Annotated in this window: 19 protein-coding genes; 14 read left to right on the top strand and 5 right to left on the bottom strand. The window is 65.2% G+C overall.

Translation table 11 applies throughout. The features are described from left to right. The first annotated feature begins 17 nt into the window (after window positions 1–17). Entirely contained in the window at window positions 18–971 is a 954-nt protein-coding gene (gene nadA / locus KBY70_RS01565) for a quinolinate synthase NadA (protein WP_254987131.1), read from the top strand. 16 nt (window positions 972–987) lie between these two features. Here the strand turns inward: nadA and KBY70_RS01560 are convergent, their stop codons facing one another. Next, window positions 988–2,070 (bottom strand): class I fructose-bisphosphate aldolase, encoded by a 1,083-nt coding sequence (locus tag KBY70_RS01560; protein ID WP_254987130.1) that lies wholly within the window; start codon window positions 2,068–2,070, stop codon window positions 988–990. A gap of 159 nt (window positions 2,071–2,229) precedes the next feature. On the opposite strand from KBY70_RS01560, the gene KBY70_RS01555 reads away from it, so the two are divergent. From KBY70_RS01555 to KBY70_RS01525, 7 genes are read left to right on the top strand one after another with little or no spacing between them, the layout of a single operon-like run. Then, window positions 2,230–3,186 carry an aldo/keto reductase gene (locus tag KBY70_RS01555; RefSeq protein WP_254987128.1) on the top strand — a complete coding sequence of 319 codons (957 nt, stop codon included), beginning with the start codon at window positions 2,230–2,232 and terminating at the stop codon, window positions 3,184–3,186. A 34-nt stretch (window positions 3,187–3,220) separates the two neighbouring features. Beyond that, window positions 3,221–4,246, top strand: a complete 1,026-nt coding sequence (locus KBY70_RS01550; RefSeq protein WP_198953859.1) for a ligase-associated DNA damage response exonuclease — start codon at window positions 3,221–3,223, stop codon at window positions 4,244–4,246. A 2-nt stretch (window positions 4,247–4,248) separates the two neighbouring features. Continuing rightward, complete coding sequence (locus KBY70_RS01545) at window positions 4,249–5,883, top strand: ATP-dependent DNA ligase (RefSeq protein WP_254987127.1); 1,635 nt, start codon at window positions 4,249–4,251, stop codon at window positions 5,881–5,883. A gap of 58 nt (window positions 5,884–5,941) precedes the next feature. After that, window positions 5,942–6,709 carry a methyltransferase domain-containing protein gene (locus KBY70_RS01540; RefSeq protein WP_254987126.1) on the top strand — a complete coding sequence of 256 codons (768 nt, stop codon included), beginning with the start codon at window positions 5,942–5,944 and terminating at the stop codon, window positions 6,707–6,709. Further along, entirely contained in the window at window positions 6,702–7,889 is a 1,188-nt protein-coding gene (locus KBY70_RS01535; RefSeq protein WP_254987125.1) for an NAD(P)/FAD-dependent oxidoreductase, read from the top strand. The genes KBY70_RS01540 and KBY70_RS01535 overlap by 8 nt, the downstream gene beginning before the upstream one ends. After that, complete coding sequence (locus KBY70_RS01530) at window positions 7,880–8,986, top strand: type III polyketide synthase (protein WP_254987124.1); 1,107 nt, start codon at window positions 7,880–7,882, stop codon at window positions 8,984–8,986. Before KBY70_RS01535 ends, KBY70_RS01530 begins: the two co-directional genes overlap by 10 nt. Beyond that, on the top strand, window positions 8,983–11,568 hold the full coding sequence (locus tag KBY70_RS01525; RefSeq protein ID WP_254987123.1) for a ligase-associated DNA damage response DEXH box helicase: 2,586 nt from the start codon (window positions 8,983–8,985) through the stop codon (window positions 11,566–11,568). The genes KBY70_RS01530 and KBY70_RS01525 overlap by 4 nt, the downstream gene beginning before the upstream one ends. Window positions 11,569–11,912: 344 nt before the next feature. On the opposite strand, the gene KBY70_RS01520 is transcribed toward KBY70_RS01525, so the two are convergent. After that, a complete protein-coding gene (locus tag KBY70_RS01520; protein WP_254987122.1) occupies window positions 11,913–13,049 on the bottom strand; it encodes an IS5 family transposase in 1,137 nt (378 codons plus the stop codon). Window positions 13,050–13,506: 457 nt separating this feature from the next. Between KBY70_RS01520 and KBY70_RS01515 the strand changes: the two genes are divergently transcribed. The 4 genes from KBY70_RS01515 to KBY70_RS01500 all read left to right on the top strand — a co-directional run bounded on the left by KBY70_RS01515 (window position 13,507) and on the right by KBY70_RS01500 (window position 19,704). Then, window positions 13,507–15,765, top strand: a complete 2,259-nt coding sequence (locus tag KBY70_RS01515) for a sulfatase-like hydrolase/transferase (RefSeq protein WP_254987121.1) — start codon at window positions 13,507–13,509, stop codon at window positions 15,763–15,765. Between the two features lie 1,199 nt (window positions 15,766–16,964). After that, on the top strand, window positions 16,965–17,579 hold the full coding sequence (locus KBY70_RS01510; RefSeq protein ID WP_254987118.1) for a glutathione S-transferase family protein: 615 nt from the start codon (window positions 16,965–16,967) through the stop codon (window positions 17,577–17,579). Further along, complete coding sequence (pdeM, locus tag KBY70_RS01505; RefSeq protein WP_094559247.1) at window positions 17,576–18,262, top strand: ligase-associated DNA damage response endonuclease PdeM; 687 nt, start codon at window positions 17,576–17,578, stop codon at window positions 18,260–18,262. Before KBY70_RS01510 ends, pdeM begins: the two co-directional genes overlap by 4 nt. Window positions 18,263–18,285: 23 nt before the next feature. Beyond that, window positions 18,286–19,704, top strand: coding sequence for a hypothetical protein (locus tag KBY70_RS01500; protein ID WP_254987117.1), 1,419 nt, complete (start codon window positions 18,286–18,288; stop codon window positions 19,702–19,704). Here KBY70_RS01500 and KBY70_RS01495 read toward each other — a convergent pair whose 3' ends face one another. Further along, a complete protein-coding gene (locus tag KBY70_RS01495) occupies window positions 19,705–20,142 on the bottom strand; it encodes a CBS domain-containing protein (RefSeq protein ID WP_254987116.1) in 438 nt (145 codons plus the stop codon). Window positions 20,143–20,220: 78 nt separating this feature from the next. Here KBY70_RS01495 and KBY70_RS01490 point away from each other — a divergent pair, with 78 nt between their 5' ends. Then, the gene (locus KBY70_RS01490) at window positions 20,221–20,760 is read left to right on the top strand and encodes a CDP-alcohol phosphatidyltransferase family protein (RefSeq protein ID WP_254987115.1); all 540 of its coding nucleotides are present in this window, start codon (window positions 20,221–20,223) and stop codon (window positions 20,758–20,760) included. Here the strand turns inward: KBY70_RS01490 and ppk2 are convergent. After that, window positions 20,751–21,692, bottom strand: a complete 942-nt coding sequence (gene ppk2, locus KBY70_RS01485; RefSeq protein WP_409996006.1) for a polyphosphate kinase 2 — start codon at window positions 21,690–21,692, stop codon at window positions 20,751–20,753. The genes KBY70_RS01490 and ppk2 overlap by 10 nt on opposite strands. A gap of 234 nt (window positions 21,693–21,926) precedes the next feature. Between ppk2 and KBY70_RS01480 the strand changes: the two genes are divergently transcribed. Further along, window positions 21,927–22,592, top strand: coding sequence for a carbonic anhydrase (locus tag KBY70_RS01480; RefSeq protein WP_254987114.1), 666 nt, complete (start codon window positions 21,927–21,929; stop codon window positions 22,590–22,592). Here the strand turns inward: KBY70_RS01480 and KBY70_RS01475 are convergent. Next, window positions 22,558–23,481 carry an NAD-dependent epimerase/dehydratase family protein gene (locus KBY70_RS01475; protein ID WP_254987113.1) on the bottom strand — a complete coding sequence of 308 codons (924 nt, stop codon included), beginning with the start codon at window positions 23,479–23,481 and terminating at the stop codon, window positions 22,558–22,560. The two genes, KBY70_RS01480 and KBY70_RS01475, sit on opposite strands and share 35 nt — an antisense overlap. Window positions 23,482–23,548: the final 67 nt, after the last annotated feature.

Raw genomic sequence — 23,548 nt, 5'->3', positions numbered from 1 at the left:
TCAGTTGGGGGCCCGGGTTGGTTTTCGCCGCCATCCAGCACACACCAGCCGTCGACCTGCCCGGGGCGATCGCCGAGCTCAAGCGCCAGCGCAACGCCGTGATCCTGGCGCACTACTACCAGGACGACGCCATCCAGGACATCGCTGACTTCATTGGCGATTCCCTGGAGCTCTCCCGCAAGGCAGCCGCCACCGAGGCCGATGTGATCGTGTTCTGCGGCGTGCACTTCATGGCCGAAACGGCCAAGATCCTCAATCCTTCCAAAACGGTGCTCCTGCCGGATCTGGAGGCCGGCTGTTCCCTGGCCGACACCTGCCCGGCCGACGCCTTCGCCCGCTTCCGTGCGCAACATCCCGACCACATCGCCGTGAGCTACATCAACTGCTCGGCAGCGGTGAAAGCCCACAGCGACCTGATCTGCACCAGCAGCAATGCGGTGGATCTGGTGCAGCAACTGCCCGCCGATCGGCCGATCCTGTTCGCCCCCGACGAGAACCTCGGCCGCTGGGTGCAGGCCCAGAGCGGCCGGGAGCTCACCCTCTGGCCCGGCAGCTGCCAGGTGCACGTGGCCTTCAGCGAGCAGGCCCTGCTTCAGCTCAAGCTTGAGCATCCGGACGCCGAGGTGCTGGCCCACCCCGAATGCCAGCAGCACCTGCTGGATCTGGCGGATTTCATCGGCTCCACCAGCGCCCTGCTGCGCCGCGCCGAGGCCAGCCCCGCCACCAGTTTCATCGTGCTCACCGAGCCCGGCATCCTGCATCAGATGCGGCTGAAGCTGCCCCACAAGCACTTTTTTGAGGTGCCCGGCGCCGACGGCTGCAGCTGCAACGCCTGCCCCTACATGCGCCTCAACACCCTGGAGAAGGTGTGGCAGTGCCTGCACGACATGGCACCGGAAATCGTGCTGGACGAGGAGCTACGGCTCAAGGCCCTGGCGCCGATCGAGCGGATGCTGGCGATGAGCCGCTGAACCCACCGCCCCTGAGTCAGTAGCTGTAGTTGGCCACAAACAAGCTGGTGTCGTTGGAGGGCTCGCTGCCGGGCTCGTAGGCGCCGCGGCTGGCGGCTCCGTTGGCGCGGGCCCGGGCCAACAGGGCCGCCTGGCCGGCCGCCCGATCCGTGCCGCCCCAGTGCTTGAGGCAGGAATGCTGCAGGGCGCGACCGTAGGAGAAGCCCAAGTGCCAGGGGGCGCCCTCCTGGGCCGCCACCTGATTGATGGCGTTGAGGCAGAGGCTGGCGTCCTCCTCGCTGAGGCCGCCACTGAGGAACAGGATCGCCGGCACCGCCGCAGGCACGGTGCGGCTGAGGGTGCGCATGGTGAATTCCCCCACCTTCTCGGCACTCGCCTGCCGGGGGCAGTCGGCGCCTGGGCAGGTCATCGAAGGTTTGAGCAGGCTCCCCTCGAGAAACACACCATTCAGCGCCAGGGCTTCGTAGGTGGTGCGCAGAACCCACTCCTGCACTGAGGCGGTGGTGGTGATGTCATGGTCGCCATCCATCAAGATCTCAGGCTCCACGATCGGCACCAGGCCGTGCTCCTGCACCGTGCGGGCGTAGCGGGCCAGCCCCCAGGCGTTCTCACGCACCGCCAGCTCCGATGGCGCGCCGCTGGCGCTGATCTGCAACACAGCGCGCCACTTGGCGAAGCGCGCGCCACGGGCGTAGTAACGGGCCGCGCGCTCCCCCAGGCCCTTGAGCCCGGTGCACCAGCTCTCGCCGGGCACCCCACCAGCCAGGGGTTCCACCCCCTGATCCACCTTGATGCCGGGCACGATTCCCTGGCGCTGAAATAGCTCCACGAGCGGCACGCCGCCAGCCGCAGCGGTGCTGTCTTGAAAGAGGGTTTCCTCGTAGAGGATCACGCCGGAGATGTGGTCGCTGAGGCCTGCGGTAGTGGCCAGCAGGCTGCGGTAGGCACGCCGATGCTCCTCGGTGTTCTCCAGGCCGATGGCCGCGAAGCGCTTGCCGATCGTGCCGGTGGATTCATCCGCCGCCAGCAGCCCCGTGCCCGGGGCCGCCAGGGCCGCAGCGGTGGCGGCGAGCTCATCGCGGAAATCATCCAGGGCCATGGCGGCAGCCTGCGGGAGATCCCTGGCTAGTCGGGCCGCCGCTCATCGTCAACGGTGGACTGGGGGGGAAAGGCAGGGGGGGTGGTCGGAGCAGGGAAGCCACGTGTCGCCACGCTGCCTAGGGTGCCCGAGCCAGGTCATTCACTCCCCCGGCTACCCATGCGCACCATTGCCTTCGCCAATGGCGACCGCATGCCCCTGCTGGGACTGGGCACCTGGAAATCGGCTCCTGGTGATGTGGGTGCTGCGGTGCAGGAAGCCATCCGGCTGGGCTACCGCCACATCGACTGTGCCAGCGTCTATGGCAACGAGCCGGAGGTGGGCGAGGCGATCCGCAGCGCCATCGATGCCGGCGAGGTGAGGCGCGAGGAGCTGTGGATCACCTCCAAGCTCTGGTGCAATGCCCATGGCCGCGACAACGTCGAACCGGCGCTGCGCCGCACCCTTGGGGATCTGGGCCTGGCGTGGCTGGATCTCTACCTGATCCACTGGCCGGTGCCGATCAAGTCCGGCGTGGCCTTTCCCTCCAGCGGGGAAGATTTTCTACCACCGGCGCAGGGGTCGCTCAGATCCACCTGGGAGGGGATGGAAGGCGCCCTGGAGGCTGGGCTCACCCGCCATATCGGTGTGAGCAATGTCTCCAGCCGCAAGCTCCACGATCTGCTGAGCCACTGCCGGATCCGGCCGGAGGTGAATCAGGTGGAACGGCACCCCCTGCTGCAACAGCCGGCTTTGCTGGCCGACTGCGCAGCCGAGGGGGTTCACATCACCGCCTACTCACCGCTGGGCTCTCGCGACCGTCCAGCCGCCCTCAAGGGAGCGAATGAACCCGAGCTGCTGACGCACCCGCTGATCAGCGCGATCGCCGCGGAGCATGGCTGCAGCCCCGCCCAGGTGCTGATCGCCTGGCAGCTCCAGAGCGGCATCTCCACCATTCCCAAGTCGGTGAGCCCAGCGCGGCTGCGCGAGAACCTCGCGGCAGCAGAGATCGAACTCACGCCGGCCGATCTCGAGCGGATCAGCGAGCTTGATCAGCACCTCCGCCTGGTGGATGGATCGTTCTGGCTGATGGAGGGCAGCCCCTGGTCGCTGCAGAGCCTCTGGGACGAACCTTGATCCCCGGAGCCCTCCGCATCAACCGACAGTTCCCATGCCTCTCCCCCCCGCCAGCCTGCTGGAGCTCACCCCCCAGGGGCTCTACTGCCGGGCGGCCGGGGCCTGGATCGACCCCTGGCGGCCGGTACCCCGAGCCCTGATCACCCATGCCCATGCCGACCACGCCCGGCCCGGCTGCCGCGAATACTGGGCCATCGGCGCCAGCGAGGCGATCCTGCGGCAGCGGCTCGGAGCCAGCATCAACCTGATCCCGGTGGACTACGGCCAAGCGCACCGCATCGGCGACGCCAGGGTGTCGTTTCACAGCGCCGGCCACGTGCTCGGCAGCGCCCAGATCCGTCTGGAGGCTGGCGGCGAGAGCTGGCTGGTGAGCGGCGACTACAAACGCTGCGCCGACCCCAGCTGCACGCCGTTTGAACCCGTACAGGCTGATGTGTTCATCAGCGAGGCTACCTTCGGACTGCCGATCTACCGCTGGCAGAGCGGGGCCGCGGTGGCCCGGGAGATCCTGGCGTGGTGGCGGGCGGCGCCGGAGCGCCCCTCGCTCCTGTTTGCCTATGCCTTCGGCAAGGCCCAACGGCTGCTGGCCGAGCTGGCCGGAATCGGTGTGACGGAAGAGGTGCTGCTGCACGGCGCCGTGGAGGCGCTGATGCCCGCCTACCGCGAAGCCGGTGTGGTGCTGCCGCCCACGCAGGCCGTGAGCGCCATCGCCAGGGGCGAATCCCTGGCCGGCCGGCTGGTGATCGCCCCGCCCTCAGCCCACCGCTCGCCGTGGATGAAGCGCTTCAAGCTGCCGCAAACGGCGTTTGTGAGCGGCTGGATGGCCGTGCGCGGCGCCCGCCGCCGCCGGGGCTATGAGCGCGGCTTCGTGATGAGCGACCATGCCGACTGGCCCGGCCTGATCGCCAGCGTGAACGACAGCGGCGCCCGCCAGGTGTACGTCACCCATGGCAACAGCGATGGCCTGGCCCGCTACCTGCGCGAGGTGGAGGGGATCAGCGCCGAGGCGCTGGAGGGGGGCCATGGCCCCAGCCGCGAAAGCCCAGACCCCGCCGCCTGACCATGCGCCGTTTCGCCGCGCTCTACAGCGAGCTCGATGGGAGCAGCGGCACGGGTGCCCGGGTCGCAGCCCTGGCCGCCTACTTCGCCAGCGCCGATCCGGCCGATGCCGCCTGGGCCCTGCACGTGTTGCTGGGCAAGCAGGGCAAGCGCCTGATCACCGGACGGCGGCTGCGCCAGATCTGCCTGGAGGGCTCCCCCATCCCGGAATGGCTGTTTGACGACTGCTACGCCCACGTTGGCGACTCGGCCGAAACCATCGCGCTGCTTTGGCAGCCCTCCGACCAGGAGGCACGGGCGGACCGACCCCTCCACCACTGGATGGCGGAGCTGTTACCTGCCGCCGCAGCCCTGGACGGGGCCGCGCAGGCCGAAGCCGTGCGGCAGCTGTGGCAGGGCCTGAGCCCCGGCGAGCTGCTGGTGGCCAACAAGCTGCTCACCGGCGGCCTGCGGGTGGGTGTGGCCCAGGGCCTGGTGCTGCGGGCCCTGGCACGCCTGAGCGGCCTGGAGGAAGCTCTGTTGCAGCACCGGTTGATGGGGGGCTTTGAGGCCAGCGCCGAGGTCTTTCTCGCCCTGCTAGCCCCAACCGACCAAGGCGCAGCGTTGCCCAGCCGGCCCTATCCGTTTTTTCTGGCCGCACCGCTGGAACTCCCCGACGGCGCCGCGCCCCTACCCGGCCCCAGCAGCGCCTGGCTGGCGGAGTGGAAATTCGACGGCATCCGCGGCCAACTGATCCGCCGCAGCGGCGAGAGCTTTCTGTGGAGCCGCGGCGAGGAGCTGATCAACGCCGCCTTTCCGGAATTGATCGCGGCGGCCGGCTGCCTGGACGAGGGCACCGTGCTCGACGGCGAGGTGCTCGTGTGGCCCCAGGGCATCGAGCGCCCGGCCCCCTTTGCCCAGCTGCAGCGTCGCCTCGGCCGCAAGGCACCGGGCCGCAAGCTGCTGGCGGAGTGCCCGGCCTGCTTTGTGGCCTACGACCTGCTGGAGCGAGGGGGCGAAGACTGGCGCCCCAGGCCCCTGAACCAACGCCGGGCCGCCCTGGAGGAGCTCCACCAGCAGCTCCAGCAGACGACACCAACCCCGGAAGCCAGGCTCCTGCGCCTGTCCCCCCGACTCCCCCTGGACAGCTGGACACAGCTCGAGCCGCTGCGCCAGCAGGCCAGCACCGCCGCCGCCGAGGGCCTGATGCTCAAGGCGCTGGCGTCGCCCTACCTGGCCGGCCGCAAACGCGGCCATTGGTGGAAGCACAAGCGCGATCCCTACACCCTTGATGCGGTGCTGCTCTACGCCCAGGCCGGCAGCGGTCGCCGCGCCAACCTGTTCACCGACTACACCTTCGGGTTGTGGAACGGGGAGGGCGAACTCGTGAGCTTCGCCAAGGCCTACTCCGGCCTCGACGATGGCGAGATCACAGCCCTGGACCGCTGGATCCGTCAGCACACCAGCGAGCGCTTCGGCCCGGTGCGGGCCGTGGAGCCGCAGCAGGTGTTCGAGCTGGCCTTCGAAGGGCTGCAGCACTCACCGCGCCACAAGAGCGGCCTGGCCGTGCGCTTTCCCCGCATCCGCCGCTGGCGCCACGACAAACCGGCCTGTGAGGCCGACACCCTCGCCAGTGCCCTGGCGCTGCTGCAGCCCTGAGGCACCGCAACATCGATCGCAACCTGCCCATCATGGACTGAATCCCTCGGCTGAGCCCATGCCCACGGCTGCGCCCACGCCCTCCGCCACGCCACCGGGCCAGGGCCTGCAGCGGCGCGATCGCCAACCGGAGGTGATGGATCAGCCGGGGCTGGATCCGGCCGAGCACGCCCGTGCCCTGGCCGGGCTGCGGCGCATCAATCGCATCAGCGGCCTGGCGGCGAGCCTGCTGAAACCGATTGAGGCGCTGGCCCGCCGCCGGGGTGGCGCACCCCTGCAGGTGCTGGAGCTGGCCTGCGGTGGCGGCGACACCGCCATCGATCTGGCCCTGATGGCCCAGCGCCGAGGCCTGGCCCTGGAGCTGCGCGCCTGCGACCTCAACCCAGAGGCGGTGCGAATCGCCGAGGCCAATGCCCAACGGCGCGGCGCGCCGGTGGAGTTCTTCTGCGCCGATGCCCTCGCCGCTCCCCCAGCGCCGGGCGAAGCCGACGTGGTGTTCTGTTCGCTGTTTCTGCACCACCTCCCCGACGCCGATGCCGAGCGGCTGCTGGCGCTGATGGCCCAGCGGGCCCTCCACCTGGTGCTGGTGAACGACCTGATCCGCAGCCGCGTGGGTTATGCCCTGGCCTGGGCCGGCACCCACCTGCTCAGCCGCTCCTGGGTGGTGCACACCGATGGGCTCCTCTCGGTGCGCGCCGCCTTTCAACCGGCGGAGGTGCTGGCGATGGCCGAGCGGGCCGGACTCGCTGGAGCCTCCCTGCAGCGCTGCTGGCCCGAGCGTTATCTGTTGCGCTGGGAGCGTGGCCTGGAGCAAGGCCATGGCTGAGTTGCAGCATGCCAACGGCTGGGATGTGGTGGTGGTGGGGGCAGGCCCGGCCGGTGGCCTGGCGGCCCTGGATCTGGCCCAGCGGGGGCTGCGGGTGTTGCTGGTCGAGAAGCGGGCCTTTCCCCGCTGGAAGGTGTGTGGCTGCTGCCTCAATGCCCAGGCCCAGGCGGTGCTGGCGGCGGTGGGGCAGGGCCAGCTGATCGAGAGCCAGGGTGGTGTGCCGCTGCGGCGGCTGCAACTGGGCCACCGGGGCCGGCAGGCGTCACTGGCCCTGCCCGATGGCCGCGCCCTGTCGCGGGAGCGGTTCGACCAGGCCCTGGTGCAGGCGTCGATCACCGCAGGTGCCAGCTTCCGGGCCAGCACCACGGCCCAGCTGGGCCCGGCAGACGCCACCGGACGGACCGTGACGCTGCACGAGCGCGGCAGTCGCCAGTCCCAATCGGTGCGGGCCAAGGTGGTGCTGGTGGCCGCCGGCCTGGCCCAGCGCTGCATCCCCGCCAGCGAGGCCGGTGCCCCGATCATCCAGCGTCACTCCCGGATCGGGGCGGGCTGCGTGCTGCCGGACGCGGCGGCCGCCTATCCGTCCGGCCGCATCCACATGGCCATCGGCCGCGAGGGCTACGTGGGCCTGGTGCGGCGCGAGGATGGCCAGCTCAACCTGGCGGCGGCCTTCGATCGCCAGGCAATCCAGTGTCCTGGCCCAAGCAGCAGCAGCGGTGCAGCCGCTGCAGCCCGAACGGTGCTGGCGAGCGCCGGCTTCCCGATCCCGATGGGGCTGGAGCAGGCGCGCTGGCAGCTCACCCCCGCCCTCAGCCGTCGCGCCGCGGTGGTGGCTGGCGAGCGCTTTCTGGTGCTGGGCGACGCGGCGGGCTATGTGGAGCCCTTCACCGGCGAAGGCATGGCCTGGGCCCTCACCGCCGGCGCTGCCGCGGCGCCCCTCGTACTGGCGGGGCTGGAGTGCTGGAGCCCAGCCCTGGAGCGCCGCTGGCAGCGGGAGCTGCGCCAGCAGATTGGCCGCCGCCAACGGCTCTGCCGCGGCCTGGCCCTGCTGTTGCGCCAGCCGGGGGCCACAGCCCTGGCCTTTGGCGTCAGCCAACACCTGCCGGCCGTCGCCGAGCAGCTGGTGGCCCAGCTCAACCATGTGACTGTCCCCTCCCTGCAGGTGTCGCCATGCCCCTGAGCATCCGCGGCATCGGCACCGCCACTCCGCCCCACCAGCTGAACCAGGCCGAAGCCATGGCCCTGGCGGAACGGGTGAGTGCCGACAACGGCAGCCGGGCCGCCCTGGTGCGGCGGATCCAGGGCCGCACCCAGGTGCGCCAGCGCGGCAGCGTGCTGGCCACGGGCAAGGCCAACCAGCAGCCCAGCGACGAGCGGCTGCCCTTCTACGGCAACCAGAGCCCCACCACGGCCGCCCGCATGGCCGCATTCGCCGACCATGCCGCTCCTCTGGCCCTGGACGCGGTGCGCGGCGCCCTGGCTGATGCGGCGATCGAAGCCCCCCGGATCACCCATCTGATCACCGTGTGCTGCACGGGCTTCCAGGCGCCGGGATTGGATCTGGCCCTGATCCACCAGCTCGGCCTGGATCCGGGGGTGCAGCGCACCCACGTGGGTTTCATGGGCTGCCACGGTGCCCTCAACGGTCTGCGGGTGGCCCAGGCCTTCGTGGAGGCGGATGCCGAGGCGGTGGTGCTGCTCTGTGCGGTGGAGCTATGCAGCCTGCACCTGTATTACGGCTGGGATCCGGAGAAGGTGGTGGCCAATGCCCTGTTTGCCGATGGGGCGGCCGCCCTGGTGGCCACCGCCAAGCCCGCCAACCCCAGCCCCTACCCTGGCTCCCTCCTCAACCTGCTGGCCACTGGCTCCACCGTGATCCCCCACACCGCCGACTTGATGCACTGGCAGATCGGCGACCACGGCTTCGAGATGGGCCTCTCCTCGCAGGTGCCGGAGGCGGTGGCCGCCCAGCTGGGTCCCTGGCTCGAGCACTGGCTGCACCCCAGACACCTCCGCCTGGCGGAGATCGCCAGCTGGGCAGTGCACCCCGGCGGCCCGCGCATCCTGCAGGCCTGCGCCGCCGCCCTCCAGCTGGAGCCCCACCAGATCGCCACATCCCAGGCCGTGCTGCAGGAGCACGGCAACATGTCGTCGGCCACGATCCTGTTCATCCTCGATCGCCTGCGCCAGGCGGCGGTTCCCGGCCCGTGCCTGGCCCTGGCCTTTGGGCCGGGGCTCTGCGCCGAGGTGGCCCTGCTGGAGCTGGCCGCTGCATGACGCTGTCCATGGCGCCGATCGAGGCCTGGTTCAGCCAGCAGGGCTGGACGCCGCTGCCCTTCCAACGCCAGAGCTGGCAGGCCTACCTGGAGGGCAGGAGCGGCCTGATCCAGGTGCCCACCGGCTCCGGCAAGACCTATGCCGCCGTGATGGGTCCGATCGCCGAGATGCTCGCCGTGCAGGGGGCAGACACAACGCAGCGCCGTCTCCAGGATTGCGTACAGACCGTACAGAAACAGGGAGAGTCTGAAAACAACAAGCGCCCCCGACGCACCACCACACCCCAAACCAACATCCAGGGCCTGCGGCTGCTCTACATCACCCCCCTGCGCGCCCTCAGCCGCGATCTCGCCCTCGCCATCCAGCAACCGATCGAAGCCATGGGCTGGCCGCTGCAGGTGGGCATCCGCAATGGCGACACCGCCAGCAGCGCACGCACCCGGCAGCTGCGCAGCCCGCCCCAGATCCTGATCACCACCCCGGAATCACTGGCGCTGCTACTGGCCAATCCCAAGGCGACGGAGCTGTTCAGCGGGCTCCAGGCGGTGGTGCTGGATGAGTGGCACGAGCTGATGGGCAGCAAGCGCGGCAGCCAAACCGAGCTCTGCCTGAGCTGGCTGCGGCGGCTGCGGCCCGGCCTGCGCACCTGGGCGATCAGCGCCACGATCGGCAACCTTGAGGAAGCGGCTCAAACCGCCCTTGGCACTGGCCCCGAGCCCTGCCTGATTACGGCACCGATCGCCCGGGCCACGGCGATCCGCAGCCTGCTGCCCGAGAGCATCGACGGCTTCCCGTGGGCCGGCCACCTGGGCCTGCGCATGTACGAGGAACTGGTGGCGGCGCTGGAGCCAGGGGTGTCCACCCTGCTGTTCACCAACACCCGCAACCAGGCCGAGCGCTGGCACCAGTGCCTGCGCTATGCCTGCCCGGAGATGGAGGGCGCCCTGGCCCTGCACCACAGCGCCATCGACCGGGCCGAGCGCGAAGCGATCGAGGCAGGCGTCAAAAATGGGGCCCTGCGCTGGGTGGTGGCCACCAGCTCCCTGGATCTGGGCGTCGACTTTCAGCCGGTGGAGCGGGTGGTGCAGATCGGCTCGGCCAAAAACGTGGCGCGGCTGTTGCAGCGGGCCGGCCGCAGCGCCCACAGCCCCGGCGGCACCTCCCAGGTGCTGTTCATGCCCACCCATGCTCTCGAGCTGCTGGAGCTGAGCGCCCTGCGGCGGGGCCTGGCCGCGGGTTTGGTGGAGGAGCGCCGGCCGCCAACGGCCCCGATCGACGTGCTGCTCCAGCACCTCACCAGCCTGGCCTGCGGGCCGGGCTTCGAACCGGACCAGACACTGGCAGCGATCCGCACCGCCTGGAGCTACCGCCAGCTCAGCGATGCCGACTGGCAGTGGTGCCTGCGCTTTCTCGAACACGGTGGCGACTGCCTCGGCGCCTATCCCCGCTACCGCAAGCTCGAGCGCGATGGCGATCTCTATTTCGTAAAGGAAAAGGCGATCGCCCGGATGCACCGCCTGCACATCGGCACGATCACCGCCGACCGCGCCGTCACGGTGCGCTTTGTGCGCGGCGCCGTGCTCGGCCACGTGGAGGAGGCCTTCATCGGCCGGCTCAAAGCCGGCGATGTGTTCTTCTTTGCCGGGCGCCAGCTGGAATTCGTGCGCCTGCGCGAGATGACGGCCCTGGTGAAAGCCAGCTCCAAAAAAAGCAACACCGTGCCCGCCTGGGCAGGCGGCCAGATGGCCCTCTCCGACCTACTCAGCCGCCACCTACGCGCCGAAGTGGATTGTTGCAGCCGCGCCCTGGCGGGAGAAGCCAAGCTCAATAGCCCCGAACTTGTGGCGCTCGAGCCCCTACTGCAGCGCCAGGTGCAGCTCTCCCGGCTACCAAGGCAACACGAATTACTGGTGGAGGTGTGCAACAGCCGCGAAGGCAGCCACCTCTATGCCTATCCATTTGAGGGGCGCTTTGTGCATGAGGGCCTGGGTTTTCTCTGGGCCTGGCGCCTGGCCCGTCACCAAGCCAGCACGATCACGGTGTCGGTAAACGACTACGGCTTTGAACTACTGGCGCCTAAAAACTATCCATTTGAAGAGTTATTTGAGCTACACGCCGAAGAACTGCTTGACGCCACCAATCTCAAGGACGACTTGGAGCAAGCAATCAACCTCTCAGAGCTATGCCGGAGGCGTTTCCGCGCCATTGCCCAGATCAGCGGCTTGGTGCTGAACGGCTACCCCGGCCAGTCCAAATCCGGCGGTCAACTGCAGATCAGTGCCGCCCTGCTCTACGACGTGTTCAGCCGCCACGAACCCGCCAACCGCCTCCTGGCCCAGGCCAGATCGGAAGTGCTCACCGAACAGCTGGATCTGCCCCGGATCACCCTGGCCTTGCAGCGGCTGCAGCGATGCAGTTTGCAGCTAGAGCGCACCCCCCGGCCCGGCCCCCTGGCCTTCCCCTTACTGGCGGAGCGCCTAAACAACCGGATGAGTAATGAGTCGCTGCTGCAGCGCCTGGAGCGCTTGCGCCAGGAGGCTGAGCGCGCCGAAGAAGGTGGGCTTACTCAATACATCGACTGACGTAACCAGGGATGAATTGAGGTCCCACTAAGAAGCTCGCCCTCATCACCAGTCAGAGAGAAGGACTTAAGTGGATGGAATTCTGGCACTCGATTCCAAACGCCTCCCCGAGCGTAGATGATGTTTGAACCGCACCGCGGCTTCTACAACGGCCCATGCATCCGTTAAGAGTTTGCGGAAAAACGGGCTGAACGGCCTCGCTCTCCCCTCCTGAGAGGTGATCAAGTTCTGATCGAGCTGGCTTTCAGTGGATCAACGGTTCAGAACGCCCGATTTCAGCCGTTTTGCCCCGTTTGGGCTCCTTGATCGCTGTCACCTGGCCACACCTCTGGGTAACCACGTGCTCATGCCGCCGCCATTGCCGGGTTGAGCAGGTTGCCCAAGCGGATCAGGTTGTAGGCGATCACATGCAGGCCAAACACTGCGCTCACCTTTTCGGTGCCGCGCAGCTTGAACTGGCGCAGACCGCCCCACTGCTTGATCCAGCCAAACACCTTCTCGATGCCGCGGCGGGCGTGGATCGACTTGGCGTAACCCTCGTGGCAGGTGGTGCGGCCATCGATGGCGGAACCACCAGGGCGGCTGGTGTTCTGCGCCACGTGCGGTGTCACGCCAATCCGCCGGAGTTCGGCGACCATTCCCCTGGTGTCGTAGTTCTTGTCGGCACCCAAGGTTTTCTGGTGGGCACCGGGACGATCAGCCGCCATCACCTTGGCGGCATCCCGCTCTCCGGCGCCCACTGCTTGCGTCACCCTGCAATCGACGATCAGGGCATGGCGGTTGTCCATGAGCACGTGCCCCCGGTAGCTGGGGAGTGCTGGATGGGCATTGGATTTGCGGGCCAGCAGCGCATCCGGATCGACGCTGGAACAATGGGTCTTGTTGCTGAGCTTGATGCCGCGGAAATCCCCTTTCGCACGCTTCTTTCCGGGCTTTGGTGCTCCAAAACCCTCGCCAGGCCCTGATGGCGGTGGCGGTGGATCATCCTCTCCGTCGATCCGCTCCAGCGAGGCATGCGACGCCCAGGCCTGCAGCAGAGTTCCATCCACGGAGAAGTGCTCGTCGCTGAGCAGAGGCTTGACCTCCGGGGCGCCCATCAGCTTCTCGAGGAAGCGCCCCATGACGTCGTCGTTGAGGAGGCGCTCTCTGTTCTTTGTAAACGTGGTGGGGTACCAGATCGGATCATCCGGGCTCAGACCCACAAACCAGCGGAACAGCAGGTTGTAGTGCAGCTGCTCGAGCAACAGCCGCTCGGAGCGGATGCCGTAGAACGCCTGCAGCAACGAGGCCAGCAGCAGCTGCTCGGGCGGCACCGAGGGCCGCCCCTCTGAGGCGTACAGCTCACAGAAGGTAGGATTGAGGCGATCGAGGGCCTGATCGGCCAGTTTGCGGATCCGCCGCAGCGGTTGGCTGGCCGGAATCCGCTCCTCGATCGACACGTAGGAGAACAGGGAGCCGCTGCGCTCCCGGTGGCCTCGCATCTCAGGTGGGCAGTTGGCCTATTTTCGCAGAGGTGGGCGGGTTTTTCAGCGAACTCTTAAGAGCGAAGGGTCGATGACCTCAAATATGACCGTCACCGCAACGTCCAGTTCATCGCTGTTCAGCGCTCAAGACAAAAACAGAAGGGGGTTCAGGCCTTGCTAGGGCCCAGCCAGGGGGTCCAGTGGTGTTGCCGAGAACCTGCTGCATCAGGAGCTCAACCCAACAGCACCAAAAAGCTGCGGGGCTCGTGAAATCACCCACATCCGCGACACAGCTGAAGGGATTTACCTCGACGGCAGTAACCAGCTACACGATCGCTATAGACCCGTTCTATCTGCAGAAGTGGACCAGAGACAGAGACACGCTACCTATGCGCAATTAGAATATTACAAACCAACAAGTCTTGGTTTGCAACGCGGACAATTGTGGTAAATAGTATTTGTATACACACTTTATATGTCTAAGATGCAGGAAATTGGCAACATTGCCAAAGCAAGCGGAGGAGGACGTAACGCGACATCAGAATTTGACAAATCAGTATTTAAGCTGCTGAGGAGTAATCCTAACAAGCTATCAGACCAGGAGCTACTACTTACCAAGGACTATACTAGCGTATCCAAGCAAATTGGAATTCGGAGCCTCAATAGCGCAAAAAAAGTTGGCAAAGTAAGTCGTGCCATCAGCCAGGCTGAGAATTCCGCAGAGCAACCGCAAAACCTAGTAATTTTCATCCGGGACCAGGTCAAGCCTGAAGATCTATGGCTACCTCGCGATTGGGCAAAAGAAAACCTACCCACACGGCAGTGGCTTCTTGACAACGGTCTCTCCTTTGAGAACTCCTTCACCAATACGGCTATGTGCTCGTCTGCAAGGGCGACGTTTTTCACGGGCAAATATCCAGCACAACATGAACTTGACTTGCTACTAAGCGATATAGGAAATCCAATTCTGGATTCTCAAGTGCAGCTGAATCCAGACCTGCCAACACTCGGCACAGTTCTGGGCGACCTCGGATACGACGTGTCGTTCTTCGGTAAGACGCATCTCAGCAAGACAATTACCACAGTGGATGGCGAAGTCGTCTTCCAAGACATGACCGAGTACGACTTCCAAGACTGGCAAGGCCCTGATGCTGGTCAAGACATGGACCCCAAAAACGCTGGAGGCGGTTATGCCGATAACGACACGCGTTTCATCAGCGAAGCGACAACCTGGTTGAACGACCGCCTGGACTCTGGCAACAAAAAGCCCTTTGCGATGGTGGTTTCTCTTGTAAACCCACACGACGTGCTTGCTTACCCACGTACCTGGGGCGAAGGAGATCCAGACACCTATTTTGGCTATACCGCGGACATGATCGAAGGTGACATCAACATTCTCCCGCCAACCGTGGATGAACCCATCACAGGTTCGATCACCTCTGATGGGTACGACTTTTCAGGCAACTACAAACCGCAGATTCAAAGGGAGTGGTTGCGCGTTCAAGCTGGAGGGCAACCACTGCCAACCGATGAGTTAAAACTAAACTATCTCAACTTTTACGGCAATCTAATGAAGATTGCCGATGCCCAAATGGGCGAGCTGATCACCACGCTTGCAAAGCAAGGCGAGGTCAACAATACTTTGTTCGTGAGCACCGCAGACCACGGGGAGATGGGGATGTCTCATGGCGGAATGGTGCAGAAGATGTTCAATGCCTATGAGGAGTCGATCCGGGTACCAATGATCTGGTCCAACCCGCGCTATTTTAAAGGGGGACAGAAATCAGAAGCACTTGTTTCGCTGATCGATTTCCTACCCACGGTCGCCAATCTCTACGGAGCCACAGAAGACAGCATTACCAATTATGACCTCAGGGGCGTTGATTACTCACCAATCATCAAGCGTGCCTCAAGGAATTCCTCACTAGATCATGAGAAGCTCGACGTCCAGTCGTCGATTCTCTACACGTGGGACGACATCTATGCCGGACAGGACCCTCGCGGATCGATTCCTGAGGGCTCATGGGATCATGGATTGCTTCCAGGACCCAACCGCCTGCAGGCGGTGCGCACGAAAGACTTCAAATACGCACGCTATTACTCAGGAGACAAAAGCTATACACCCGAGAATTGGCAGGAAGAACTGTATGACCTCCGACCAAAAGGGGGTGACTACTACCCTAATGTAGACCCAATTACAGGTCAGCTCAACCCGTTCAAGGCAGCGCCACTCGAACTCCGCAATCTTGACCCCAAAGCAGAAGCGCTCCGCGTCTTGCAAGGCGAAAAGCCCATAGCAACGAAGAAACAGAGGAAAGCATATATCGAAATGTCAAAACTACTCGACCAGCTTATCGATGACAAGCTTCAACCTCTTTTGCCTCAACCATCCAAAGCCCCCACTTTGTACCGCTATCGTGGAGGGTCATCGCAGGCATCCGCCTACAGCAAGGGGGATCCGATCGTACGCCTGATTCCCGCTGGAAATGGCACACAGGATCTAGAAGTTGCTTTCAATACACGCGCAGGCCAGACCTACAACGTTGTTTCCATTGATCAGGAGATCGTGAACGGGGCCGTGACAATCACGGACAACGCAACGCTGGTTCCGAGCATTATCGGTACCAATGGACCTGTGTACCAGTACATCCGAGGCCTCCCGTCAGATCTGGATCTCAGCAATTTTGCCGTGGAATGGATCGGCGGCTATGTGCCGATGGAGACCCTTGCATGAATGGCGCGAGTGAACTCAAGCGGTTCATTGAACACAAAAAAAAGGATCCAGCACTTGCCGCACAACTTGCCCAATTTGGCGTGGACCAATGGGGGGAGGCACATTTGCCTCTCGACATCGACATCCACAAGTTGATTGAGCTAGCCCGGCTTCACGGTTTTCACTTTGACGAGAGTGATGTGTTTAGGAGTCAATGCGAACACCTGCAATCGTTTTGGATGTTCGAGATGGAGAACTCATTTGTTGCTCGGCGCTACATGGCCCGCATCCAGCTACACATCGACAAAGGCAATACAAGATTGTCAGAGATAGACTACTATAATTAATAATTAGTTGCTCAACTAAGCTTGACGTGAGGACGCGACTGACGACAAATTGCACCACCCTCCAGATGCGCATCAGCCCCCCGCAAAAATTTGTCGGCGGCGTGACGGCGAGCCGTTTCACCGCGTGCATTTGTATGGCCTACGGCCGACTGCGTCTAAATCACCAGCCTGAGCTCGAGCCCAAAAGCGTTGCTCAGGCTGGCGCGGCAGCCCTGGGCGTTCGAAAACCAGTTGCACTTGCCTCGACACCCAGCTAGGTGAGGAATCTCACCGCTAGACCCATCGCAATGGTGTCCAGGTCCTGAAACTCTTGCGGAGCAAAGCTCTCAACCTGTTGCGCTGTAGGGCTTTCCGATCGAACAGGGCTGATCTGATTGCAGTGGCGCATGACATGAGCCGAATGCTCAGCTGGATCTGAATGAGGGCTGTGAAGAGCTGAAGGCGGATCTACGCGCAACATGCTCCTGGCTCCGTGATCGAAGTGAGCTGGCTGGTGCGGCAGCGCAACTCCAGCTCAAGCACGCTGTTGATCAGAGTTATGGCTGGGGGAGGTGGCTTAGGAGTTCTCGAGACGCTTAACGATGAAAGCCATCAAACCAAGCGAACCGGCCAGGGCAACCAACAGGGCGATCGTCATTTACAGCTAAATATGAGCGGACTGCAATTCCCGCCTTTGCAAGCCCAGAAGATACTCCCACACAGAGGGCAAACACCCAGCAACCGACAGCCGCAGGACCCTGCGCCGGCAGGGCTCGAATCCGGCGCCGTGTCCAACACCTTCACCAATTCCCGGCAACAACCTCGGGGGCAAGGGATTCACATCAGCCCCTCCATAGGCTGGACCCTGCTATGCCCTGTGCAGCTACCTTCGCCATGACCCTTAAGCTTAACGGCGGCGCCCGCAGCCGCGCCTCCATGCCCCGCTGGTATCTGGAGGAGAAGGGGATTGCCTACGACTGGATTCAGCTCGACATGGAGGCAGGCGAACACAAGGGAGACAACTTTTATGCCATCAACCCCTTCGCCAAGGTGCCAGCCCTGGTGGATGAAACCCTGCGCGCACCAGGCGGCAAACCGCTGCAGCTGTTTGAAAGCGGCGCCATCCTCCTGCATCTAGCCGATCACCACGCCCACGAATTCACTGGCACGTCAGCTGAGGTGGCGGCCCAGCGAGCCCTGGCAAACCAATGGATCCTGTTTGCCAATGCCACCCTGGCAGTGGCGTTGTTTGTGCCTACCAACCGGGAGCGGGAATTCCCCCAGTTGCTGGGGGTGCTTGATGGGCTGCTGGCAGGCGGCCTCTCCCTACTGGCAGGGCCCTGGGGCGATCCAGCCTGGAGCGTTGCCGACTGCGCCGTAAATGCCTACCTGGCCTATCTGCCGATCTTCTTCCCCCAGATCGATCTAACGCCCTACCCCAACGTGCAAGCCACGATCGCAGCCACCCAGGACAGGCCGGCCTACCAACGCGGCATGGGTAGGGCTTGAACTCGCAACGAAGCTCTGCTGCAGCAAGCGTCATCTTTGAATGGCGGGACCAGCCGCTGCAGCTGCTTGGAGCCAAGGCGGCGTGGGACCCCCAGCGCCGGACCTTATTAGTGGCCGATTTGCATCTGGGCAAGGCGGAAACCTTCCAGGCCCACGGCATTCCCCTGCCCAGTGATGGCGACGGCGAGACCCTCAATGGTCTGCTGGAGTTGGCCCATCAGCTGGAGCCCCAGCAGGTGGTGGTGCTGGGAGACCTGATCCACAGCCGCCTGGGGCTCACCGGCGAACTTCGCGCCAAGCTGGCTGCCCTACCGGAGCTGCTGGGCTGCCAGCTGCGCCTAATCGGCGGCAACCACGAACAGGGCAGCTGGATCGAGGGGCTGCCGCAGGAGCCATCCCAAGCCCTAGGCCCCTGGTGGCTGAGCCACATTCCAGAGCCGCGGGCGGGCCTGCTCAACCTCTGCGGTCACCTGCATCCAGTGGCAGTGGTGGGCCGGGGTGCCGATCGGCTGCGGCTGCCTTGCTTCAGCTACTGCAAAACCAGTGAGCGCCTAGCCCTACCCGCCTACGGCCGCCTGACCGGAGGCCATCCCTGCTCCCCAGGGGAACGGATCTGGCTGGTGGCGGATGGCGCCGTTGTGGAGTGGACGCAAGCAGCCCCCAGCAACACCCCAACCGCCTGACCCCTCTGCCTGAACGCACCGCGGTGAGACGACCGCTGTGGCAACGCAAGCGGTCGCTGGTGGTGGCCGTGCCGGCGGGATTTCTCAGCTTTCTGGTGGCGATCGCACCACCCCTGACGGGCCCCAGGGCCGGAGCACCCCTGCTCACCAGCGCCGACGGGGTGCCCTTCCGCTATCAGCCCGACGACAGCGTCTACGCCCTCGATTTCGACCCCCGAGAGGTGCGACTCCAACTGTTTGAAGGCTGGGACCGGGAGCAGGAGGCCTTCGCCGACCGCCAGGCCCTGGCCTTCATCTCCGGGCCGATGTACGAGCGCCATGTCGATGAGAGGGGGCGGGAGATCACGGTGCCCCTGGGCGACATCAAGCTGGGCGATCGGATCTGGCGCGGCCGCAACCGCACCGCCGCCCGCCAACGGGCCTTTGTGGGAATCCGCCGCGATGGCGGCGTGGAGTTCGGCTACGGCGAACTCACGAGCGAGCGCGCCCAACGCTTCGACAGCTTCATCGGCGGGTTGCACAGCGTTTACAACGACCTGGAGCAGCCCCCCGCGGCCTACAAAGGCGCGTACAGCATCTCGATGGGGCAGCAGATCCGCTACTTCCTGCCCCGGATCCGCATGGTGATCGGCCTGCGCCCCGACGGCCGGTTGGAGGCGCTGATGAGCCGCGATGGCCTCACCCTGGAGCAAACCCGCTCCTTGGCACGTCAGCGCGGGCTGCGGGCGGCCTACCTGCCCGACCACGCCTCCAAAAGCCGCTTCATCATTCCGGGCCAGAAGGGCTTCAGCGCGGCCGATGCCAACTGGATCAGCGGTGGCGCCACCAGCTTTGTGCACGTGCCCTACCTGCTGCGGCTGAGCCGGCGTGCCATACCCCTACAGGGATCGCTGCTGGCCGGCTTAGCGGGGCGCACGGCGGCCGAGGGCTGCGGCAATCCCTTTCAATGCGGCCAAACCCTGGGCGGCCAGCTGGTGGACCGGGCCCTGGCCGGCTTCAACCGGCTGATGGAGCAGGGCGTGGAGCCCATTGCCCAGCTGATCTGGGCGCCCCAGGGGCCCAAGGATCCCCTGCGGGCGCGTGCCAAGGCGCCCCTGCGGGAGCCACCGATCAGCGCCGACCCCCTGGCCCTACGGCAACGCCAAGAGCAGGCGGGCGCCAGCCCGGCGATCACCGGGGTGGAGCTGGAAACCCTTGGCCTGCCCGCCGACCTGCCCCAGCCGCTGGTGCTGCCGGAAGGCGCAGTGATCACGGATGGCGACGATCCCTTGAATGAAAGGGGGACTGCAAACCTGGATGCAGCTCAGCGCCCGTCCCAGCCCCAGCAGCAGGACGCTCCAAGCGGTTCAGCCGCTGGTGCCACAAGCCGTGCAACAGAACCCGTCGTGGTGGGAGGACAGCTGCCCGGGGCTCCACCACCACCGCCCCTACCGCAACCCTGATCAGCCCGCCGCCGCCAGCGCCCGCACCACATCGCCACGGGTGAGCACACCCACGGGGTGGCGCTCGCCATCGAGCACAAACAGGCGTTGGGTGCTGCGCTCATGCAGCAGGCTTGCCGCCGCCGGCAGGGGCAGGTCGGCGCTGCAGGTGTGCACCTTGGCATTCATCACCTCGCCCACGGTGCTGCCGAGCACCTGGTGCACCTCCTTGTCCCAGCTGAGCGGGTTGCGCAGGTAGATCACCGCATCGAGCAGCATCACGTAGGGCCCGGGCTGGAAACCGCTCTCGCGCACCATCAGGTCCTGCTCGGTGAGTTCACCCACGAGCACCCCCGCCCCATCCACCACCGGCAGGCCACTGATGTGGTGCTCGCTCATCAGCTGAACGGCTTCCTGGAGGGGGCTGCCGGCGGTGACGCTCAGCACCGGGGCCGACATCACGGCGGAAACCAGCTGTTGCACCACGGGCCAGCACGCAAGACTGGAGCCATTCTGGGGCCGAGCCTGGCGAGCACCATGACGACACAAGGGATCGAGCCACGGAAACTGCGCCGCCTGGCCGATGGCCTCACCGTGGGCCGCGCCCTGCTGGGCCTGCCGCTGATCCTGGCTCTGGCGAGCAACCAGCTGGCCCTGGGCTGGTGGCTGCTGCTGCTGGGGGGTCTGAGCGACTGGGCCGACGGCGTGCTGGCCCGCCGCGCCGGTGGCGGCTCAACCTGGGGCGCCCGACTCGATCCCCTCACCGACAAAATCCTGATTGCCGCCCCCCTGCTCTGGATCGGGGCCGAGGGCCTGCTGCCCCTTTGGGCGATCTGGCTGCTGTTGGCCCGGGAGCTGCTGATTTCCGGCTGGCGCAGCGGAGCCACAGGCGGCGGCCCCGCCTCCCGGGGCGGCAAAGCCAAAACGATCCTGCAGTTTGGGAGTTTGCTGCTGCTGCTCTGGCCCTGGAGCGGCGCCGGCTGGGCCCAGCTGATGGGTTGGTGGCTGTTCTGGCCGTCGCTGCTGCTGGCGCTCAGCTCGGCCTGGGGCTACCTGCGCAAGGCCGATCAGCCATAAACATTGGGCACGAAAAACTGTTCATTCAGTGGTGGGCGTTGGTAATCGCCCACGCTCTTGCGCGGTGGCAGGTCGATCGCCTCGGGGGTCATGTCCACGTAGGGCACCTTGCTGAGAATGTGGCGGATGCAATTGAGCCGGGCCCGCCGCTTGTCATCGGCCTCCACCGTGAACCAGGGAGCCTCTGGAATGTTGGAGCGGGCAAACATGTCGTCCTTGGCACGGGAAAACTCCACCCAGCGATCCCGAGATTCCAGATCCATCGGACTGAGCTTCCAGCGGCGCGCCGGATCCTTGAGCCTTGAGCGAAAGCGCACTTCCTGCTCCTCATCGCTCACCGAAAACCAATACTTCAGCAAGGTGATGCCACTGCGCACGAGCATGCGTTCGAATTCCGGACAGGACTGCATGAATTCCTCCACCTGCACCGGGCTGCAGAAGCCCATCACCTTCTCCACCCCGGCGCGGTTGTACCAGGAGCGATCAAACAGCACCATCTCGCCGGCAGCGGGGAAATGTTCCACATAGCGCTGGAAATACCACTGGCTCTTCTGCTGGTCTGAAGGGGTGCCCAGGGCCACCACCTTGCATCCACGGGGATTCAGCGGCTCAGTCACGCGTTTGATCGTGCCGCCCTTGCCGGCGGCATCACGCCCCTCAAACAAGATGATCAGGCGGTATCCGGTGTGCTTGATCCAGTACTGCATCTTCACCAGCTCCACCTGCAATCGGGCCAGCTCGTTTTCGTAAATTTTGCGGTCCAGTTTCGGAGGTCGGCCCTCGGAGTGGCTCGAAAAGTCGTCCAAGATCGGCGACGGGTGGTAGCGATCGCTGCCGTTTCCAGCGGCATCTGCTGACAAAGTTTTATTGTTGGTCGATTCAGCCCGTTCAACCTGTTTCTTGCCTTTCTTTTTTTTCATTTTCTTAGACAGCAGCTTCAACTTCGGCGACGGCATATCCAGAGCGTTGGAAGCGGCCTCCGAACCCTGCTCAGAACTGGTGTCCGATGCCCTCTCGGTCTCGTTTTCACTGGCCATGGATCAACACACACACTGGAAATCACCTATCGCCAAACTGAGGCTGCCAAAGCAGCGATCGCTACCTTCAGGAAAAACGCATACCTTTCTTCACAGGCCATGACCTGTTGTCCATGTCACGCCTGAGCCTTGGCTAAACCTCAAACCTGGATCAATCCCGAATCGGTGCTGGCGTGGTTGCAGCAGGGTCACCGCCGGTTTCTTGAGGGGCATTCCCTCCACCCCCACAGCACGCGGCAACGCATGCAGGCGGTGGTGGAGGGACAACATCCGCGGGCAGCGGTTCTGGGCTGTGCAGATTCGCGAGTCCCGGTGGAGCTGCTGTTCGACACCGGGTTCGGTGATCTCTTTGTTGTACGCAATGCCGGCACGATGAGCACCACGGCGGCGATTGCCTCGCTGGAATATGCGGTGGGGCATCTGGGCGTGCCCTTAATTGTCGTGCTGGGTCACGAAGCCTGCGGCGCCGTGTCGGCGGCTCTTCACCCTGAACTGCTCCTGACCCCGAGCCTGGCCCAGGTGGTGGGGCAACTGCGCATGGAGCTGTTGCAATACGGCGATCAGCTCTCGCTGGAGGAATCCTGCCGGCGCCACACCTTGAGCGCCGCTGGAAATCTGGTGCACTCCAGCGTGCTGCTGACCGATCGCCTGCGGGCCGGTCAGCTCGCCGTGGTGGCCGGCTATTACGACCTCCACAGCTCCTCGATCGACTGGATGGGCAGGGTGGAGCCGATTCGTTATCCGGAACCGTGCCCCGACCTCAGCCTTCGCCCAGCAACGCCGCATCAGCGCTGAAATCGGGGCTGGTGGGCATCCGCTGGGCGTAGTCGTTGGTGTAGCTGTCAGCCAGGGTGGCCTCGAGGTCAAACTCCGGCTCCCAGGCCAGTTCGCGCCGCACCCGGGTGATGTCGGTGAGGAAGTGGGCCAGCCGCAGGGGGAAGGCCTTGCGGGCTTTCTTGTCCAGGCCTGCGGGATCGAAGCTGCGGATCTCCACCGTCGCCGGATCCTGGCCAGCCGCCCGCGCCGCCGCCTCCACCAGGCCGCGGAAGGTGACGCCCTGGCGACCCGTGCAGTTGTAGATGCGGTTGGCAGCGGCCTCCACCTCAATGCAGCGGGCCATGGCGCAGGCCAGATCGCGCACGTGGCCCAGCTGGGTGATGGTGCTGCCATCACTGGGCAGGGGCACCGGCCGGCCGTGCACGATCCGGTCAAAGAACCAGCTCTCCACCGGGTTGTAGTTGCCAGGCCCCACGATGTAGGTGGGCCGGAAGCTGGTGAAGGGAATCCCCTCGCTGCGCAGCCAGGCCTCGGTGTCGGCCTTGCCGGCGTGGCGGCTGGCCGGATCGGTGGGGCTGTCCTCATCCAGGGGCCACAGCTCGCTGTCGGCATACACGCCGGCTGAGCTCACGTACACAAACCGGTGGCTGGGGGAGCCGGTGCGCTCGATCACGGCGCGGGAGTCGTCGAGGGTGCGGCCGGAGCTGTCGACGATCACGTCGAAGCGGCGACCAGCGAGCCGCTGCAGACCCTCGGGAGTGGTGCGGTCGCCGATCAGGTGCTCCACCCCTGCCGGCGCTGGCTTGTTGCCCCGGGTGAACAGGGTGAGGGCATGCCCCGCAGCCTGCAGGCGCTCCACCAGCGGTTTGCCCACGAAGCGTGTGCCGCCCATCACCAGGATGTCCATGCCGATGCCCGCCGGCGGGCCGTGAAACGCGGCGTCATTCTGGGCTGCGTTCCGCTCTGGGGATCCT

The sequence above is a fragment of the Cyanobium sp. ATX 6E8 genome, from assembly GCF_024346335.1.
Lineage (GTDB): Bacteria > Cyanobacteriota > Cyanobacteriia > PCC-6307 > Cyanobiaceae > Cyanobium_A.
The sequence above is the reverse complement of the archived record's forward strand: the minus strand, read 5'-3'. Positions and strand labels throughout refer to the sequence as shown.